Source organism: Salinimicrobium flavum (assembly GCF_042684505.1).
Taxonomy (GTDB): domain Bacteria; phylum Bacteroidota; class Bacteroidia; order Flavobacteriales; family Flavobacteriaceae; genus Salinimicrobium; species Salinimicrobium flavum.
Window position 1 is genome coordinate 1 of sequence record NZ_JBHULT010000001.1, and the last position, 5,612, is coordinate 5,612.

The following is a 5,612-nucleotide window of genomic DNA, read 5'->3' on the forward strand; positions in this document are numbered from 1 at the left end:
AAATCGGGACGGAGAGGAATTCCTTAGTAATTGTAAATTTATTTAAGATTTAACGATGAAGAGTTTGATCCTGGCTCAGGATGAACGCTAGCGGCAGGCTTAACACATGCAAGTCGAGGGGTAACAGGGTGCTTGCACCGCTGACGACCGGCGCACGGGTGCGTAACGCGTATACAATCTACCTTGTAGAGGGGGATAGCCCGGGGAAACCCGGATTAATACCCCATGGTATTATAGAATAGCATTATTTTATAATTAAACATTTATGGCTACAAGATGAGTATGCGTCCTATTAGTTAGTTGGTAAGGTAACGGCTTACCAAGGCAGCGATAGGTAGGGGTCCTGAGAGGGAGATCCCCCACACTGGTACTGAGACACGGACCAGACTCCTACGGGAGGCAGCAGTGAGGAATATTGGACAATGGGCGAGAGCCTGATCCAGCCATGCCGCGTGCAGGAAGACTGCCCTATGGGTTGTAAACTGCTTTTATACGGGAAGAAACACTCCCTCGTGAGGGAATTTGACGGTACCGTACGAATAAGGATCGGCTAACTCCGTGCCAGCAGCCGCGGTAATACGGAGGATCCAAGCGTTATCCGGAATCATTGGGTTTAAAGGGTCCGTAGGCGGGTTAGTCAGTCAGTGGTGAAAGTCTGCAGCTCAACTGTAGAACTGCCATTGATACTGCTAACCTTGAGTAATTATGAAGTGGTTAGAATATGTAGTGTAGCGGTGAAATGCATAGATATTACATAGAATACCGATTGCGAAGGCAGATCACTAATAATTCACTGACGCTGATGGACGAAAGCGTAGGTAGCGAACAGGATTAGATACCCTGGTAGTCTACGCCGTAAACGATGGTTACTAGCTGTTTGGCTCGATTGAGAGCTGAGTGGCTAAGCGAAAGTGATAAGTAACCCACCTGGGGAGTACGTTCGCAAGAATGAAACTCAAAGGAATTGACGGGGGCCCGCACAAGCGGTGGAGCATGTGGTTTAATTCGATGATACGCGAGGAACCTTACCAGGGCTTAAATGTAGATTGACAGGGGTGGAAACACCTTTTCCTTCGGGCAATTTACAAGGTGCTGCATGGTTGTCGTCAGCTCGTGCCGTGAGGTGTCAGGTTAAGTCCTATAACGAGCGCAACCCCTGTTGTTAGTTGCCAGCGAGTCATGTCGGGAACTCTAACAAGACTGCCGGTGCAAACCGTGAGGAAGGTGGGGATGACGTCAAATCATCACGGCCCTTACGTCCTGGGCCACACACGTGCTACAATGGTAGGGACAGAGAGCAGCCACTGGGCGACCAGGAGCGAATCTATAAACCCTATCACAGTTCGGATCGGAGTCTGCAACTCGACTCCGTGAAGCTGGAATCGCTAGTAATCGCATATCAGCCATGATGCGGTGAATACGTTCCCGGGCCTTGTACACACCGCCCGTCAAGCCATGGAAGCTGGGGGTACCTGAAGTCGGTCACCGCAAGGAGCCGCCTAGGGTAAAACTGGTAACTGGGGCTAAGTCGTAACAAGGTAGCCGTACCGGAAGGTGCGGCTGGAACACCTCCTTTCTAGAGCTTTTGCCACTTAAAAGGCAAAACGCAATTACGACATAAGGAGCCTTTTTACAAAAGAAGTAAAAGACTTCTTTTGGTCTTAATTCACTGTCAATTTAATAATATTATAGTATTGAGTATAGAGTACTGAGTATTGAGAAGAGCGAAAGTGATCTCATTACTCAATACTAACTACTCACTACTAATTGCAGTCTCATAGCTCAGCTGGTTAGAGCGCTACACTGATAATGTAGAGGTCGGCAGTTCGAGTCTGCCTGAGACTACTCGAAAGAGTAGGCGAAGGTAGCGAGAAGTTTATCCGCCGAAGCGTAAGCGGAGGAGGAAGTCTGCCTGAGACTACGAAAAAAATGTATAATGTATATTGAATAATGTATAATTATACTGAAAGTTCATTGAGAATTATTGAAAGGAAATTCTAGGAGCGAGTTATTGCGGGTTATCAACTCATAACTCACAACTCATAACTCTTAACTAGAGAAATGGGGGATTAGNACGAAGGTAGCGAGAAGTTTATCCGCCGAAGCGTAAGCGGAGGAGGAAGTCTGCCTGAGACTACAGGCAATGATCAATAAACAATGATCAATGATCAGTTTTTTAAGCTGTTAATTGTTTACTGTTAATTGATAATTGATTAANAAGACGGGAAGTTTATCCGCCGAAGCGTAAACGGAGGAGGAAGTCTGCCTGAGACTACAGGCAATGATCAATAAACAATGATCAATGATCAGTTTTTTAAGCTGTTAATTGTTTACTGTTAATTGATAATTGATTAAGAAGTTCATTGAGAATTATTGAAAGGAAATTCTAGGAGCGAGTTATTGCGGGTTATCAACTCATAACTCACAACTCATAACTCTTAACTAGAGAAATGGGGGATTAGCTCAGCTGGCTAGAGCGCCTGCCTTGCACGCAGGAGGTCATCGGTTCGACTCCGATATTCTCCACCATTTTAGTATTGAGGTATTAGAATTGAGTATTGAGATTTTCTCACTACTCATTACTAAGTACTCACTACTAGAAAAACGTTCATTGACATATTGGAAAATAAGAATACGAGAAACATAAAAATTTCTATGATAGTAATATTATAGATAGAGCAAATTATAATAAGGTTTTGGTCTTGCATATCGGCAAGATCAAGATTAGAGCAAAATTAGGTAAAAGCACATAAGCTAAATAAGGGCGTATGGGGAATGCCTAGGCTCTCAGAGGCGAAGAAGGACGCGATAAGCTGCGAAAAGCTGCGGGGATTGGCACATACAAATTGATCCGCAGATATCCGAATGGGGCAACCCAGCATGTTGAAGACATGTTATCCCGCAAGGGAGGCGAACCCGGAGAACTGAAACATCTAAGTACCCGGAGGAGAAGAAAACAATAGTGATTGCGCTAGTAGCGGCGAGCGAACGCGCATTAGCCCAAACCATGTAGCTTACGGGCTGCATGGGGTTGTAGGACCACGACATTGGTTGTGTTATGAACTAGAACGCTTTGGAAAGAGCGGCCATAGACGGTGATAGCCCGGTATAGGTAAAGATCATAAACCATAGTGGTATCCTGAGTAGTGCGGGGCACGAGAAACCCTGTATGAATTTGGCGGGACCATCCGCTAAGGCTAAATACTCCTGAGAGACCGATAGTGAACCAGTACCGTGAGGGAAAGGTGAAAAGAACCGTGAATAACGGAGTGAAATAGATCCTGAAACCATACGCTTACAAGCGGTCGGAGCCCTTTAGGGGGTGACGGCGTGCCTTTTGCATAATGAGCCTACGAGTTAACGTTGCCAGCAAGGTTAAGGGGTTAAGCCCTGGAGCCGTAGCGAAAGCGAGTCTGAATAGGGCGACTATAGTTGGTAGTGTTAGACGCGAAACCGTGTGATCTACCCTTGGGCAGGTTGAAGCTGTGGTAACACACAGTGGAGGACCGAACCCGTTGACGTTGAAAAGTCTTGGGATGACCTGAGGGTAGGGGTGAAAGGCCAATCAAACTCGGAAATAGCTCGTACTCCCCGAAATGCATTTAGGTGCAGCGATAATTTAGTTTTATAGAGGTAGAGCTACTGATTGGATGCGGGGGCTTCACCGCCTACCAATTCCTGACAAACTCCGAATGCTATAAAATGATGATTATCAGTGAGGGCATGGGTGCTAAGGTCCATGTCCGAGAGGGAAAGAACCCAGACCATCAGCTAAGGTCCCCAAATATATGTTAAGTTGAAAAAACGCGGTTGAACTGCTTAGACAGCTAGGATGTTGGCTTGGAAGCAGCCATTCATTTAAAGAGTGCGTAACAGCTCACTAGTCGAGCGGTTCGGCATGGATAATAATCGGGCATAAACATATTACCGAAGCTATGGATTTACAACATTGGTTGTAAGTGGTAGGGGAGCATTGTAACAGCGTAGAAGGTGTATCCGCGAGGTATGCTGGAGCGGTTACAAAAGAAAATGTAGGCATAAGTAACGATAATGCGGGCGAGAAACCCGCACACCGAAAGACTAAGGTTTCCTCAGCTATGCTAATCAGCTGAGGGTTAGTCGGGACCTAAGGCGAACCCGAAAGGGGTAGTCGATGGACAACCAGTTAATATTCTGGTACCTGCTTTACGATAAAAGTGACGGAGGCGAGAATTGGGTGCGCACTGACGGAATAGTGCGTTGAACCACCTGTTAAGGGTGGGATAGTACACCAAAGCTACGGCGGCGGTGATAATCCTGAGGATCGACTTCCAAGAAAAGCGAGTAAAGCGGCCCGTACCGCAAACCGACACAGGTAGTTGGGATGAGAATTCTAAGGTGCTCGAGAGATTCATGGCTAAGGAACTAGGCAAAATAGACCTGTAACTTCGGGAGAAAGGTCGCCCCGAGCAATCGGGGCCGCAGTGAAGAGGTCCAGGCGACTGTTTATCAAAAACACAGGGCTCTGCTAAATCGAAAGATGATGTATAGGGCCTGACACCTGCCCGGTGCTGGAAGGTTAAGAGGAGATGTCATCCCTTCGGGGAGAAGCATTGAATTGAAGCCCCAGTAAACGGCGGCCGTAACTATAACGGTCCTAAGGTAGCGAAATTCCTTGTCGGGTAAGTTCCGACCTGCACGAATGGTGCAACGATCTGGACACTGTCTCAGCCATGAGCTCGGTGAAATTGTAGTATCGGTGAAGATGCCGATTACCCGCTGTGGGACGAAAAGACCCCGTGAACCTTTACTATAGCTTAGTATTGACTTTGGACAAGTGATGTGTAGGATAGGTGGGAGACATTGAAGCGGCGTCGCCAGGCGTCGTGGAGTCATTGTTGAAATACCACCCTTTACTTGTTTGAAGCCTAATCCCAACCCAGTTGGGAGACAGTGCTTGGTGGGTAGTTTGACTGGGGTGGTCGCCTCCAAAAGAGTAACGGAGGCTTCTAAAGGTTCCCTCAGCACGCTTGGTAACCGTGCGTAGAGTGCAATGGCATAAGGGAGCTTGACTGAGAGACATACAGGTCGATCAGGTACGAAAGTAGAGCATAGTGATCCGGTGGTTCCGCATGGAAGGGCCATCGCTCAAAGGATAAAAGGTACTCCGGGGATAACAGGCTGATCTCCCCCAAGAGCTCACATCGACGGGGGGGTTTGGCACCTCGATGTCGGCTCGTCACATCCTGGGGCTGGAGAAGGTCCCAAGGGTTGGGCTGTTCGCCCATTAAAGTGGCACGCGAGCTGGGTTCAGAACGTCGTGAGACAGTTCGGTCTCTATCTACAGTGGGCGTTAGAAATTTGAGTGGATCTGATCCTAGTACGAGAGGACCGGATTGGACTGACCTCTGGTGTACCAGTTGTTCCGCCAGGAGCACTGCTGGGTAGCTACGTCGGGAAGGGATAAGCGCTGAAAGCATATAAGCGCGAAACCCACCACAAGATGAGATTTCTTTTAAGGATCGTGGGAGACTACCACGTTGATAGGTCACAGGTGTAAAGGCAGCAATGTCATAGCCGAGTGATACTAATAATCCGTATAGCTTAGTGCACTTCCCGGCCAGCAATGGCCG

At 47.6% G+C, this 5,612-nt stretch carries 2 tRNA genes and 2 rRNA genes; all 4 read left to right on the forward strand.

The window, feature by feature from the left end:
* The first annotated feature begins 52 nt into the window (after positions 1-52).
* The 4 genes from ACFSTG_RS00005 (at position 53) to ACFSTG_RS00020 (ending at position 5,591) form a co-directional block, all read left to right on the forward strand.
* Positions 53-1,576 (forward strand): 16S ribosomal RNA (locus ACFSTG_RS00005).
* 195 nt (positions 1,577-1,771) lie between these two features.
* Positions 1,772-1,845: transfer RNA gene (locus ACFSTG_RS00010), tRNA-Ile, on the forward strand.
* 607 nt (positions 1,846-2,452) lie between these two features.
* Positions 2,453-2,529: transfer RNA gene (locus ACFSTG_RS00015), tRNA-Ala, on the forward strand.
* Between the two features lie 217 nt (positions 2,530-2,746).
* Positions 2,747-5,591 (forward strand): 23S ribosomal RNA (locus ACFSTG_RS00020).
* Together the 16S and 23S rRNA genes with 2 tRNA genes alongside form the textbook arrangement of a ribosomal RNA operon.
* Positions 5,592-5,612 lie beyond the last annotated feature (21 nt).